13 protein-coding genes are annotated in these 13,673 nt (G+C 39.3%); 4 read left to right on the top strand and 9 right to left on the bottom strand.

What is annotated here, in order from left to right:
• Positions 1-2 precede the first annotated feature (2 nt).
• Together H6G86_RS33440 and H6G86_RS33435 are read right to left on the bottom strand one after the other, a co-directional pair.
• Positions 3-620, bottom strand: coding sequence for a glycosyltransferase (locus H6G86_RS33440; RefSeq protein WP_190937941.1), 618 nt, complete (start codon positions 618-620; stop codon positions 3-5).
• Between the two features lie 81 nt (positions 621-701).
• A complete protein-coding gene (locus H6G86_RS33435) occupies positions 702-2,105 on the bottom strand; it encodes an aromatic ring-hydroxylating dioxygenase subunit alpha (RefSeq protein ID WP_190937940.1) in 1,404 nt (467 codons plus the stop codon).
• A gap of 537 nt (positions 2,106-2,642) precedes the next feature.
• Here H6G86_RS33435 and H6G86_RS33430 point away from each other — a divergent pair.
• A complete protein-coding gene (locus H6G86_RS33430; RefSeq protein WP_190937939.1) occupies positions 2,643-2,936 on the top strand; it encodes a hypothetical protein in 294 nt (97 codons plus the stop codon).
• Positions 2,937-3,129: 193 nt separating this feature from the next.
• Here H6G86_RS33430 and H6G86_RS33425 read toward each other — a convergent pair whose 3' ends face one another.
• Entirely contained in the window at positions 3,130-4,785 is a 1,656-nt protein-coding gene (locus H6G86_RS33425; RefSeq protein WP_190937938.1) for a mechanosensitive ion channel family protein, read from the bottom strand.
• A gap of 219 nt (positions 4,786-5,004) precedes the next feature.
• On the opposite strand from H6G86_RS33425, the gene H6G86_RS33420 reads away from it, so the two are divergent.
• Complete coding sequence (locus H6G86_RS33420) at positions 5,005-5,598, top strand: hypothetical protein (RefSeq protein WP_190937937.1); 594 nt, start codon at positions 5,005-5,007, stop codon at positions 5,596-5,598.
• Between the two features lie 1,297 nt (positions 5,599-6,895).
• On the opposite strand, the gene H6G86_RS33415 is transcribed toward H6G86_RS33420, so the two are convergent.
• From H6G86_RS33415 to H6G86_RS33390, 6 genes are all read right to left on the bottom strand, one after another.
• Positions 6,896-7,267: a hypothetical protein gene (locus H6G86_RS33415; protein WP_190937936.1), complete on the bottom strand. Its 372-nt coding sequence runs from the start codon at positions 7,265-7,267 to the stop codon at positions 6,896-6,898.
• Positions 7,268-7,412: 145 nt separating this feature from the next.
• Positions 7,413-7,700 (bottom strand): hypothetical protein, encoded by a 288-nt coding sequence (locus H6G86_RS33410; RefSeq protein ID WP_190937935.1) that lies wholly within the window; start codon positions 7,698-7,700, stop codon positions 7,413-7,415.
• 4 nt (positions 7,701-7,704) lie between these two features.
• Entirely contained in the window at positions 7,705-7,974 is a 270-nt protein-coding gene (locus H6G86_RS33405; protein ID WP_190937934.1) for a hypothetical protein, read from the bottom strand.
• A 19-nt stretch (positions 7,975-7,993) separates the two neighbouring features.
• Complete coding sequence (locus tag H6G86_RS33400; RefSeq protein ID WP_190937933.1) at positions 7,994-8,602, bottom strand: hypothetical protein; 609 nt, start codon at positions 8,600-8,602, stop codon at positions 7,994-7,996.
• A 22-nt stretch (positions 8,603-8,624) separates the two neighbouring features.
• Entirely contained in the window at positions 8,625-8,954 is a 330-nt protein-coding gene (locus tag H6G86_RS33395) for a hypothetical protein (protein WP_190937932.1), read from the bottom strand.
• A 140-nt stretch (positions 8,955-9,094) separates the two neighbouring features.
• The gene (locus H6G86_RS33390; RefSeq protein ID WP_190937931.1) at positions 9,095-9,988 is read right to left on the bottom strand and encodes a tyrosine-type recombinase/integrase; all 894 of its coding nucleotides are present in this window, start codon (positions 9,986-9,988) and stop codon (positions 9,095-9,097) included.
• Between the two features lie 87 nt (positions 9,989-10,075).
• Here H6G86_RS33390 and H6G86_RS33385 point away from each other — a divergent pair, with 87 nt between their 5' ends.
• Together H6G86_RS33385 and H6G86_RS33380 are read left to right on the top strand one after the other, a co-directional pair.
• On the top strand, positions 10,076-10,543 hold the full coding sequence (locus tag H6G86_RS33385; protein WP_190937930.1) for a double zinc ribbon domain-containing protein: 468 nt from the start codon (positions 10,076-10,078) through the stop codon (positions 10,541-10,543).
• A gap of 23 nt (positions 10,544-10,566) precedes the next feature.
• Positions 10,567-13,545, top strand: coding sequence for a Tn3 family transposase (locus H6G86_RS33380; protein ID WP_190937929.1), 2,979 nt, complete (start codon positions 10,567-10,569; stop codon positions 13,543-13,545).
• Positions 13,546-13,673: the final 128 nt, after the last annotated feature.

Here is a 13,673-nt window from a genome sequence, read left to right as displayed (position 1 = left end):
TGTTAATACTGCTTAAAAAGTATAAATAAATTTATACTACTGGGAAAATGATTTAGTGATCGCTTGTTTTTTACTGGATCTGACGAAACCGCATAGCTCCCGTAGCTGCCATAGTTGATTAATTTCTTTAGCGGGTTTTTAGTTATTTGAGCAAATTTTAAAAACCCAAACATCCCTGTAGGAGTCAACGGCAGAACTGATGCAAAAAAGCAAGGTACGCCTAATTTCTCTGCGATGTGATATCCAAAAATAGCTAGCGGCGTGTAGATAATTACCTCACTTCCCTGACACGCACTCCAAGCTGATTCTAACTGTTGAAGTAAAAGCTTATCTCCCTCTTCTTTTTTCAACTTTTCTCCCGCAATCAATCGCTGCCCTTGTTTGGATTGCAAAAACTCTTGCATATTGCCAGCGATTGGCGCAAACTTTAAATCGAACTTCCTCACAAATGGCTCAAAGTTCTCATGCGTTGCAATCGTTACTTCATGCCCCGCACGTTTCAAGCCAATAGCCAAAGCGCAGTATGGTTGCAAGTCTCCCCTTGAACCTACTGTTAGGATCGTAATCTCCAGTTTCCGGCTTGGTGCTATAGGTAGACTTTGGCTCAAATGCTTTTTCAAAAATGAAAACTCCAGTATTCAAAAATTGTACTAATTTCCTGCGCCTCTAGGTGACTCATATATTTCTGCTATTATTAGATTTCAGTTTTTTTCGGGTCGGTTTCGTGGAGGTAAGGTTCGTCCATCATAAAACTGAATAACTAACTTACTTAGTCCGAGCCATGCTAGTGCAAAAATTAAGGGAGCTAGAGTTTCAATCACAACTACTACAACTGATGTTGTCTGAAAAAATAAAAAAAGCATTGGAGTCCAAGCCAAAGTAAGTACTGTTGCAACTCCACTTCCAAATCTCAATCGCTCAATAATAGAAAGCGCCGAGCTACAACTGGCACATTTTTCCGTATGAGAATGATACCTCTCCAGAAGCACGGACTTTGCCAATGGGGGAGAAAAAGTCTCTTTGCCAAATGGTTCAGCATTATATTGGTTTACCCACTGACGCAATTCAAATACAAAACTATCTGCTTTGGTTGGAAGGTAAAAGGCTTTAGTAAAGTTAGGGCTACCTCCTTTAGCTTCAAGATACCTTTCTTGATAGTGGAGAAAAATTTGATCATCTTCTAAAACACCATTTTGTCCAATGTGGTAATACCAACGCGGTCTGAGCTTAATAAACCAACCTGGAAGTTTATTAGGAAACTTAAAAGGAAAACGTGCAAATACACGACATTCTCCTTTACGTATGGGTGTAGCATAAACAACGGTTAGAATTCTACCACGCTGGGAGTTGATGTCATGCCACATTAAACTTGGAGCGACGAAGGTTGTAGACAACTCTCCTGATTGCCCTGGTTTCAAACCTTGTTTCCAAATCCCTTTGAATCCATGTTTCCCAGATTCAATCACTTCAAGTTCCAAAGGTGCTGCATTTGCCCTATTTCCTACCGTTTTATGATGTGTAAACGATATGTGGCTAGGGTCTAGTATATTTTCTAATAGTGTTAATGCATCATAAGGTACATCTCTAAATGTATTGATTACAACCCATCCTTCGGGAGATTCTTCTAATGGTTTAATTATTGGGACTTCGGTTTTGGCAGCATTTTCATATTCCCCAACGTATACAAACAGTAGTCCTTGCTTTTCAATAATTGGTAATGATGCCACGCAAGCTCGTTTTGATATCTCTGCTGTTCCACCTTTGACTTGTTGAGGAATCCTTTGACAATTTCCATCTCCAGAAAAAGCCCAACCGTGATAGGGACATTCCAAAAGCCCATCGTCACTAATCCTGCCTTCAGACAACGGTGCTAAACGATGAGGACACTGGTCTTCAAAGCTTCTCCAAGATTGGGCAAGTCTATCCCACCAAATTACAATATTTCTTCCCAGCACTGTAAAAGGCGTTGGTTTTGATTTGTCTAAGTCCTCTAGGTAATGGATGGGATACCATGTTTCTTTACAATCAAAACTATTCGGATCACTCCCGCCCCCAGGCTGTTTTGAGTGAAAACTATCTCTGACATTGACTTCTTTCTCAAACATTTTTGATGTTTATTAATTTTTATTGCCTACTCTAAGATTTATTTTAGCTAGTATGAACATTGGCTGTATGGCGATCGCATTTCCATAAATGATTTTATGAATAGCCACTAAGCTCGACTTTATCCAAAATTAAGAACTTGGTTCTCCTTATAGAGCAAAAGCCCTAGCTTTTTGGCAAAAACTTTTTCCATTCGCTAAAGCCGATGTAACGAGCTTTTCCCTAACGCACTACCTCAGCGAGTGCCGTCATGGTTTCTTCTAAAGGCGTATTTTGGATCGTAGCGATGGCATTGTTACAGGTCAACGTATGTCAAAAACCAAAAGAATTTTGACTTCTAAACAATGATCCTACTGCGATCGCTTTTAGGCATCTGCCCGAAAAAGATATTTATGTCCAATTAATAAATTCTTCGGCAAGGGACTCGTATTTCCCATCGATTTGGTGTACCTTGTTAATTCCGTGCAAATTATTTATACCTAACTTCTCCCAAATTTACTCAGACAAATTTTAAGCCAATGCCTTCGAGAGAACAGCCAATGAAAACTTCTAATGATACAGATATTAAGAAGATCATCAAAAAATCCGACAAGCTCACCCTGAGACAGATGAAATTAATTGAAGAAGCAGAAGACCAACAACTTCTAGCTAATACTGTCAATTCTCCAGCCCCTGTGGTTGAGGTTGAGGAGAAACCAGTAGCGATTTCAGAGCCTAGAGTTCCTGACTATATTCCGCTCCTTGACAACCCTCCAGTACAATCAGTGGGAAATTCCGGCTGGCAGGTTTCTGATGTCTGGCGGGATATCCGCGTTGATGATTTCTGTGGGTAGACCCCCATGATTACCAGCGCTCAGGCATCTATACCCTCTGTACCGAATGGCACGCTTGTTAACGGCGAATCCATTAATTTGTAAGGCCTTTGAGTGTGGGAGGTGTGCGAGGGGAGGGAGGATGGAGAAGAAATCTTACTCCCCACACTCCCCACACTCCCCACATCTCCCACACCCACTCCAGGCAACCCTTTCAGCTTTTCTTAGTGCCATTCCCCTCTGTACCCTTTTCAATTGGATTGGTTGAATCTATGTCTGACTCCTGATTTGATAATCGTTCAACCATCTGTATTAAAGCTAACTGCATTTCTGGCGTAAATTCCAACTTACCAGAACGCAGATGTAAATCTAACTGAGCAAGAGGAATTTCAATTTCTCGTTGCTGTAATACTTCGTAAATAATGTAGTATAAATCACTTTTGAGCAAAAATTGTTTATTAGGTTCCGCAGTCCAGACTAATAACTCAAAATTTAAGGTATTGTTGCCAAACTCTTTAAACAGTACTAGAGGCAAAGGAGTCTGCAATACATTGGGATGCTTAGAAGCAGCCTCTAACAGAGCAGATTGCACTGCTTTGGGATCTGAGCTATAGGCAACGCCAACGGGAAGATGAAGGCGAGAAATCGGGTTGCGATGGCTCCAGTTGATTACTTCTTTTTCCAAGAAGCGAGAGTTGGGTACAATAATTGAAACGTGGTCAAGGGTACGAATCTCGGTACTTCTGGCACCGATTCGTTCAACAATACCTGTATATTCCCCAACTTCCACAAAATCTCCAACCTGAATCGGGCGCTCAAATACTAGTACTAAACCACTGCCAAAATTCTTAGCAATATCCTGTAAACCAAAGCCAATTCCAACGCTTAAAGCACTTGCTAAAATTGTCAAAGAGCTAATGTCAAGCCCCCAGATTTGTAGCAGTACCAGTGTGCCAATAAAAATTAGACCATATTTTAAAAGTATTATAATCGCTTCTTGAGCGCCACGATTGATGACAGTAAAAGAGAGAATTCGAGAACGTAAAAAATTGGTTAACGTTCCAGCAAAGATAACTAAGCCAAACAACAAACCAACCAAAACTATTAATTCAGTAAGAGAATAAGGATTTTTTCCCAACGTCAGAATAGGTGAGGTGAAACTGGTAATTAGAATATTTGAAATTTGGTAGCTCCATTGACGAGTGAAAGGAAAGAGATTAGTGATATAAAGAATCGCACTCATCCAAAGTCCGATACGCATACTCGCCAACACTAATTTGAAAAATAATTCTAATACTTTAAGTGTTTCCGAATTAGGTATGGCATTGCTAGTTGTTAAGCGAAGTGAAGCTACTCGGATAAATTGATGCTTAATCCATCCTAATAGCCAACTAAATCCCACAGTTATGAGTAAAATTACTGCTGCGATAAAAGTTGTTTGTTGAAGATAAGTTCTAGTTCGCTCTAAATGAGCTTGCTGTAAGGCTTCTTTGATTTGCTGCGCCCAAATGTTAGCCTGCTCATCAAGTGTACTACCTGGTAAAGTATCTTGTTGTGTAACTGTTAACAGATAGCGGTCATTTAATAAAATAGTAGGTAGCTGGTTGCGTTTCTCAATTTTAACTTGAATAGACTCAGAAGTGGAAATCACATTTTTTAGTTGTGAGTTGATTAAATTTGTCCGTTCTTGAGCGCTATACTGACCAGAATCGCTGATCCTAAAAAGCTGTTGTCCATCCAAAATAACTGGAGCTTTAGTTAATGCTTGAGAAACGACAGGAGTGAACCAGAAAACTAAAACAAAAGTTAGTACTGTAATGAGAATATTTAAATATTTTAATGGCAGTCGCAAACGATGAAAATCAAACATAAAGACTCTAACAAAATATTTTTACTTCCGCTAATTAATATTAACTAGATTTCCTCGAAATCAAATTATTTTTGTAATGGTTTCTATTAGCATCGCTTTTCATGGACTAGAGACACTCAATTTGTCAGGTAGAATGGAGACAGGATAATAAGAGTCATCCTCTATAGCAATTCAATGGGTAAACGAAAGAGAAAAAATCACAATCCACCCTTCCCTTGAATGGTAAAAAAAGAAAATCTGTTCATTGCTCCTACTGGTAACGAAATAGTTACAGATGCTGGATGGGAGAAAATTTCATTTGAAGAAGCCAGAAAACTATTTAGTCCCGAAACTTTTCAAGAGTGGTACGAACTGTTCTTAGAAAATATAGATATCTCGGAAATACTTTCAGAATCTAATGTAGATATAGATTTAGATGATGAATCAGCAATAAATAACTTTTTACTTCGGAGCCAATGGACACCAAAACAAGTCAATTTAGTTGTAGCGAAGGCTATCTATAAAAATCATGCCTGGGTAAGAGGATTACTGATTTCTACACCTGATGCTGAAGAACACTACTTTCACAATTATGAAATGGAGGCAATTCGTTTAGGAGTCCAATTGCGAAAATACATCTTTGAGGATATTCCAGTAATTAATGACTGCAAAAATGCTGTCAGATATTTACATGGGAGATACGCCCTCATTGGCTGGCAACCAAGAAATTGTGTGACAGCAGCTCACAACCTAAAAATATCTCAAGCTACTAAGGTTTACAATGAACTTCTCTGGGCTGAAGATTGGGTAGATGAAGAAGACGAAATTTATTAGTCAAGAACAAAAAACTCTACAGCACTGGAAAATATGCTCCTCATTACTGATAACTGGATAATAATAGAGTTACCGGGAAATAAGATCAGAAATCTTTGAAGAGCTTAAGAGCGATGGCGTAACCGTCATGAGCCAGTGGCGATCGCTCTAGTAATAACGTAGCGTGGGTACGGCGTAGAGGCTCTTTCAAGCGATTTATGGACGGATGCTTGGAGCGGAATAAAGCACTTAACAGAAATTGTTAAACTTTTTTATTCCCATAGACTAAGGCAACCGCCTGAGCAACTTTTGTAAACTATCTTTACACCAAGTCAAAGCTATAGTTGCATTGTGCTTATAATAAGTTACGGCTAACTATAACTGGAAGTTAGTACCCTGTAAATGGTTATCGCTTGGATTACGCATCAAAGGCGATACCAAAGACAAGCAAAATTCATCGGCAGCGCAATAGTTTATATTCCGTTGCCAACATGCACCCTCCGCGATGTCGGTTCGCAGACTAATTGAAAAAATCTTAACGGAGTAATCAGGGTTCTGGCTTGTTTTGTCGCAGACAAAGTGAAAATTTGTCGCAGACTATTTGAAAATTTCCTACCAAATTCGCAGACTATTTGAAATTTTCCGCAAAATGAGGAGAAAAAAGTGCAACTCTTTACAGTACAAGGCTTTGGAGCAATAATTCTGTAACTAGCGATCGCAGTTTATCACGAAAAACTTAGGGTTTCAGAAACATAATTTTCAATTAGTCCGCGAATATTTTCACATAGTCTGCGACAATTTTCACTTTGTCTGCGAACCGTGTCACTGTAACCATAAGTTTGTGGGTTCGCGCATAAAGTGAAATTTTGAGAACGAATTTACAGGGTTTTCAGCCTCTCTAATTCGCGCATAAGGTGAAATTGATTATGGAGTAAGCGTTTGAGCCTCTTAGCGATTTCGCACTTAAATTGAAATTTTGGATCTCATCACAGAAATTCACAGTATTTCTTGTAATAGTGATAGTGCTTTATACCTAACAACCTAAATGTTACGTACAACAACTATTTGGCTACGTTCTTATCAAGAGTGTATTAGCAATTTCATAGACCGGGCGATCGCACTTGAAAAGGGCGTCACCGTGCCAAAACGGGAAAATTGTACGCTAAGGCTAAAAGCCTTCCCCCATAAGCATCTTAGCCACCCATTTTTCAATAACACCCGTAAGTGAGATGGAACCGAGATAGGTGTAATTTGGCGTAGAGACAGCGAAGCTTTCAGCAGAGGTAAGATAGGCTGAAAGTACTGCTATGAATGACTTTCAGGCTATAAGATTCTCAGAAATACTAATATTAGTATTTTTAGACTTAGCAATTGCAACAATAGTCAAAATTGACTTGACTTCATTATTCATCTTGCCAGTAATAAGTTGGTTGTATAAATATTTGGCTTCTTCTAATGAAAAAGCCGATGGATTAGCAGCAGCATTAGCCTCATAACCACTTTGCCAACCACCCATATTGGAAAAAATTTCGTACCTAACAAGAGGACGATTTTCGCCACCTACATTAAACCACACGCAACTACGTTCTCGCTCAATGTCAATCGAAACTATCGGAGGAATACATCGCCAAGATGCAACTTGCTTTGACCAAGTTTGAAAACCAGCATAATTTTCATTCTTGATATTCATTTTTTATTTTTATTCCCTTGCTATGAGATTTAGACAGTCTATTATTCATTTATCTTTGCTTGCTAATTGTTGCTATTTGACATAAAACTAAGCCACGACTTACATTGCTCATCGTGCGATTCAAAAGTAACTCGATCGCCGGGTTTTAATCTTCTTTTACCCATTTTAAAAAGTTCACTAGCTTAGATATATTTTCCTCATCTACGATTTTGATCCATTGGCCATCAATAAATTCGTTTTTAGTCAATATTTGCCCTTGAGATGCTTTATGGACAGATGCTATAGAAGATATTCCTGCTTTTTCAGCTATCTTTTTGGAATTCCAGCCCCCAGCATACAAAGGTTTTAGGCGATTTACTAACTCTGCTGCATCATAATTTTTCCCAACAGGGGCAGAACTTATAAATTTTATATACTCACTGTAATTAGACATTTTCCTATTCAAAATTAACAAACAAAGATAATTGTTTTTTAATCATTGATATGTCATGAGATAAATCTATTTTTAATGATTTTAGCCTTGAAAGGGAACCAGAAACATAATCATTCATGTGATTTAAATTACCTGCCTCGTCTAATTCCTCTTTTAAATCTTCTAGTAAATCAATAGCTTGATCAATCTTGCTGAGGTTCTCACCAAAACAAGTAAGGTGGTAGGAGATGGTATTTAACCGATTGGTTACTACTGATTCAGTATGCTGAGTCATAATTCTCCATTTCGTCCTTTCATATTTTGCAAAGACTATACCCTGGATGCCAGCCAGCAGTGATCGCTTCTTGATTTTTTGTGTGGTTTATGTCAAATTGCACCTTGATAAATTTTTTACCAGTATCCATGTCATGGTGCAAGCGATAGGGCATCTCTACAGCTTCTCCCCATCCCATATCTCTTAATATTCGATGATCGTTGATAATTTCTACGGTCAAGACACCTTTTAAAAATTTGTATGGCAAGTATCTTGCCATCGCAAACCCTAATTCTTTTGCTTCTGGGGGAGGATCACAAATCCTTTTGCCCTGTTTATCCTCCCCAATCCCTAAAAATGAATCTTCATAAGCATAGAAAAGACTGACTGGGGGACTATAACCAGCTTCTCTTGCTTCAGGAGCTACCCAGCAATCAACTTCTAATGTGGGTATTTTGTATAATTGGTCGTATTTTGGGAGCCACCTTTGGTAAGGAAGAAAGCACCATCTATTTTGGCTTTCTAGCGCGTTATTTTTACAAGATTCAGCATTAGGGCATTTATCAGCAGGAATACCAGTGAGTATCTCACAATCTAAAAACTGCCAACAACCTTCATTGCTTGTACGCTGAATTTTTCGTTTGGACATATTCCCTTTTCAACTCATAAAGTTAACTAAAAAGTTGATTTAAAATATTGTTTATTTGCCCGGAAAAGCAATATGAGCAACTGTGAGTAGCATCATTATAATTAGCCTTAAGGCAATTCTCCGCATTTTCTAATCTACCAACTGGGCCTTTGATTTCAATTATTGCTATTTGTTCACCTTCAGCTTCAATAATTTTTTCTACTCTTGATTCTGGTAGGTTTTCGGGAGAGAGCGAATCTATTGATAAGCCTGTATCTACAACAATATTTGATAAATGATAAATTGATTTACATCCATCATCGGTACAAAATACTAAACAATTATTCCTAACATAAATCTCAGTAATTCTCATTGTATAAATCCATGCTTTGTCTGAGTGGTTGATTATCCTTATTTTGTTGGTGCAGAGTAGTATGTATTCTCTGCACCAACATGGTACGTTTTTACAAAAGTATTTTTTTATTATCACACTTAGTGAGTTATATGCTGAAATTATTCAGAAAAATTTGGTAGGTTTTTTAACGCCAATTGTGCCACAACTTCTGCACGTTGTGACGTTACTTTCTGATACCGTAATGTTGTCTGAATGCTTTCATGTCCCATGAGCGCCCTGAGTTCTTCAATCCCCATTAATCCCACTCGCTCTGTAGCAAAAGTGTGCCGTAGGTCGTGAATACGAATTTCTTGGAGTTCAGGACTATTTCCAATGAACTTAGTCCAAGATTTATGCGCCATACGGTAAGAAAGGCGAGATACTTCTAAAGTTTTTGGCTGTTGAGCAGTAAACAGTGCTGGATGCTTAGGATGTCTATAATATTCAATGTAGTTATTTAGACTCTTGAGTGCTACTTCACTGTAAAAACACCACCGTTGCTTGTTGCCTTTGCCAACAACCTGAAACTTCCGGGCTTTGAGGTCTATGTCATCTAAATTTAGAGCCAGTACCTCAGCAATCCTAGCCCCACTGGTATGCAACAAACGCACCAATGCAGACAAACGAATATCTTTTTTGATGACACCATACAGGATACTTAATTGGTATGGAGTAAGGTAACGCACAACCTCATCAGTAGCGTGTTCTCCTTGTTCTCGACTAGGTTTGCGTCTTGTGATACCCGCAACCGGATTGGATTTGAGATATCCCATATCAACAGCAAAACTGAACAAAGCCGTGATTACAGCTTGATGACGGTGGTGGGTCGTATAGGAAACATCAGTTAAATGATTGAGATATTCCATCAAAACTTGTCTGTCGATGATTTCTATTGACCATCGACCGTACTCCTTGAGCAAGGGGATAATCGTAGACTGATATGAACGCAGAGTACTTTTGGCTAGTCCTGGACGTTCTAAAAACTTGGTGCCTAAAGCTGCTAAAGTCATCATTACTTTAGAAGAGCTTTTTACAATTTATTTGAATAAAGGTTTAGATATTAACTTATCATTAACAAATATATTTTCAGATATATTTTGATGATTGTAACAGAACATTCAACGCGACCATTGGGAGAGGAAGGGCTTGCTAATTACGTCCAGAGATTGCGAGGTCAGCTTTCTTTAACCCAAAAAGAGTTGAGTTTCAAAGCGGGAATACATATCCAGACCATCCGCAAAATTGAGGGTGGACAAACCTCGAAACTCAATCAAAAGGCTAAAAGCGGTCTAGCTGCTGCGTTGGGAATACCACCGGAATACCTAGATGCGGCGGCGAAGAAAGTCTCCCCAGAAACAATAACTACGCTAAAATTTTGTCCTAAATGTTGGACTCCAGGAACTACCCCTGACCAAATGTGGACAGACTTACGGTCGAAGTATTGCTTTGCTTGTGGTACAGCTTTACGGAATCGCTGTGTTAGTTGCAATGAACCAATTATGTCATTGAAATTTAAATTCTGCCCTTACTGTGGCGCGAATTATAAACAAAATCAAACTACTTCTTAAAAACTGAATATCCAGGTATCTAATTGGCAACGCGTGAACTTTTATCTCCGACACAACGACTTCAATTTACTGAAATCCCCGATTCTATCACGACAAGAGATATAGCTCGCTACTATACTTTTAGTAATGACGAACTCAAAGTTATCAAAGAGCGTCGTAGACCGCACAATCGTCTTGGTTTCGCCGTACAGTTGTCTTACCTACGCTTCCCCGGTCGTGTTTGGAGTTTAGGAGAAATAGTACCGGAATCTGTACTGTTTTATATTGCATCTCAATTAAAACTTGACCCGATAATCATCACCGAATATTCCCAAAGGGATACAACTCGACGCGAACATCTGGCAGAAATTCAAAACAATTTCGGATTTCATACTTTTAATATATCTACATACAAGCAATTCTCAAAATGGTTATTACCTTTTGCAATATCGTCAGATAAAGGGATGGCGCTTGTGGGAGCGTTGATTGATGAGATGCGCTTGCGCCAAATTATTATTCCAGCTATTTCTACGGTAGAACGTTTAGCCTGGGAGGTCAGACATCGCGCTCAAAAATTAGTATGTCTTGAGTTGACCAAAAGTTTGACAACATTACAAAAGACAGCGCTAGATAAATTATTAATTGTAGAGCCTGATAAAAAACTGACTGATTTAATTTGGCTACGTCAACCACCAGGTCAGGCTAATCCAAGAAACTTTTTAAAGGTGGTGGAACGACTGGAGTTTATTCGCCATCTCAATCTCGACTCTGGATGCTTGAAACGAGTACACCAAAATCGTCTGCTGCAATTTACTCGAACTGGTGCGAAGTCTACACCTGCTCACCTATCTAGGTTGGATGAATTGAGACGCTATGCTATTTTAGTTGCTTTTCTCATTGAATGGAGTGCTTCATTGGTCGATTATGCCATTGGAATGCACGATAAAATGATGGGTAAATTGTTTAACAAGAGTGAGCATCAGCACGGCGATAAGTTTCAACGCGATGGCAAAGCAATTAATGAAAAAGTCCGATTGTATGCTCAAGTGGGCAAGGCATTAATTGCAGCTAGAGATGAGTCAAATGATGCCTATCAAGCGATTGAATCTGTATTGGATTGGGAGAAATTTATTAGTAGTGTTGCCGAAGCGGAAAAGCTAGCCAGACCCGTAGATTTTGATTATCTTGAACTGCTTGATAACCGTTATTCACAGTTACGACGGTATACGCCTAAATTGTTGGATACCTTTGAATTTAAAGCTACATCTGCCAGTTTAGCAGTGATAAAAGCTTTGGAGGTCATTAAAGAATTAAATATATCAGGTGGTCGAAAAGTGCCGGAATCTGCGGACACTAGTTTCGTTAAACCTCGTTGGTCAAAACACGTAATTAAGGGCGATACTATTGACCGTCACTACTATGAAATGTGTGCTTTAGCTGAGTTACGTAGTGGTTTGCGTTCTGGGGATATTTGGGTAGCAGGCTCGAAGCAGTTCCAAGATTTTGAGGATTATTTGTTACCAAATACCTCATGGCAGTCAATGCGTTCTTCTAACACTATACCTGTGGCAGTAACAACGGATTTTACTACCTATATTGAACAACGCTCAATCGAATTGACGGAGCAATTAGCGCTTGTTTCTTCAATGATTGTAGAGAATAAGCTGGTTGATGTCAGGATAGAAAATGAGCTATTAATTATCACTCCTCTCACCAATACTGTCCCAAAGGAGGTTGATGAATTCAGCAGAAAAGTTCATAGTTTACTGCCAAGAGTTAAGTTGACCGATTTGTTGGTAGAAGTTGATTCTTGGACACAATTCACTAAGCATTTTACGCATTTACATTCAGGAGAACAAGTATCCGATAAAGTTGTTTTGTTAAGTGCCTTGCTTGCTGATGGTATTAATTTAGGTTTAACGCGGATGGCTGACGCAACTCAAGGAATGTCCTTTGAGCGTTTAGCTTGGGTGGCGGATTGGTATATTCGGGATGAAACTTATTCCAAGGCTTTAGCTGAGGTGGTGAATTTTCACGCACAGATACCATTTGCTGCTTATTGGGGTGATGGCACAACATCTTCTTCTGACGGTCAACGGTTTAAAGCAGGCGGACATCGCAGTTTTAATGAAGAGATCAATGCCAAGTATGGTAAGGATAGAAGCGTAATTTTTTACACGCATATTTCCGACCAGTATGCTCCATTTCACGTTAAGGTAATTAACGCCACGATTAGGGATGCAACACACGTTTTGGATGGTTTGTTGTATCACGAAAGTGATTTACAGATTCAGGAGCATTATACAGATACAAGCGGTTATACGGAGCATGTGTTTGCAATGTGCCATTTGCTGGGATTTAGGTTTGCTCCCCGAATGCGAGATTTACCCGATAAGAAATTGTATACTTTTGAACCTAGTTCTCCTGATTCGGTTTTAGCACCCCTGCTAGGTGACAAGATTAATGTGAAATTGATTCAGGAGTCTTGGGATGAGATTCTCCGCCTTGCTAGTTCAATTCGGACTGGGACGGTGACTGCTTCTTTGATGTTAAGGAAATTAGCTTCTTATCCTCGGCAGAATCGTTTAGCTTTAGCTTTGCGGGAATTGGGAAGGATTGAGCGAACTTTGTTTACCCTCTCCTGGTTGCAAAGTCCAGAACTGCGGCGACGGGCTACAGCGGGTCTAAACAAGGGTGAGGCCAAACATACTCTGAAAAGGGCGGTGTTTTTTAATCGTCTGGGTGAGATTCGCGATCGCTCTTATGAAGACCAGTTTTATCGGGCTAGTGGGTTGAATTTGGTCATTGCTGCTATTGTTCTGTGGAATACAGTGTACTTAGAAAAAGCTGTGGACTATTTGAAACAACAGGGAATGGATATTCCCGAAGAATATTTGCAACATTTGTCACCGTTGGGTTGGGAGCATATCAATCTCACTGGTGATTATGTCTGGAATTTGAAACAGGCGACCAGTTTTGACCAGTTGCGTCCTTTGCGGGTTAAAGAAAATAAATATCGCTGAAATGCTTATCTGATATAAGTTTCAGCCTTAGCGTACAATTTTCCCGTTTTGGCACGGTGATGCCAATACCCAGGTAAGATGGGTAGAAATTGGGTAGTTCTGCGCTATTTTTACCCAAGCGATTGAGC

It is taken from the genome of Nostoc sp. FACHB-133, assembly GCF_014698055.1.
In the GTDB taxonomy this organism is placed as follows: Bacteria; Cyanobacteriota; Cyanobacteriia; order Cyanobacteriales; family Nostocaceae; genus Nostoc.
Note: the sequence above shows the minus strand (reverse complement) of the source record. Positions and strands in the feature narration are given on the sequence as shown.